The sequence below is a fragment of the Maritalea porphyrae genome, assembly GCF_027213965.1.
Lineage (GTDB): Bacteria > Pseudomonadota > Alphaproteobacteria > Rhizobiales > Devosiaceae > Maritalea > Maritalea porphyrae_A.
Genome location: NZ_JAPWGX010000034.1, coordinates 1 through 274 on the forward strand (window position 1 = coordinate 1; position 274 = coordinate 274).

General features: G+C 47.1%; 1 protein-coding gene. It reads right to left on the reverse strand.

Translation table 11 applies throughout. From position 1 onward, the window contains the following. A partial coding sequence (locus O4H47_RS17915) for a hypothetical protein (protein ID WP_269395388.1) occupies positions 1-206 on the reverse strand: 206 nt, incomplete at its 3' end. Between the last annotated feature and the right edge of the window lie 68 nt (positions 207-274).

A 274-nucleotide genomic window follows, 5' to 3' on the forward strand; every position in this document is an offset into this window, starting at 1 on the left:
GTACTGACTGGCGCTTTTAGCGCATCAAGCAACATGTCATCCCAGTGGAAGGGCGTTTTCTCTACGAGCGCAGCGAGGCGAGAGCGGATCAGCCGCCAAGCTATCCAAGCTATAAAGCTAGCGAGCGTAATGAAAAGGACGCTCCCACTCCAATTTTGATGAGACGTTTCAATGTAGCTTTGTAATTCGGTAAACCACTGTGGCATATGTAACTTATTTCTAGTGAACCATGGAAGGAAAGGTAGCAGATATTACTCCTTCACCCCAGTGATTT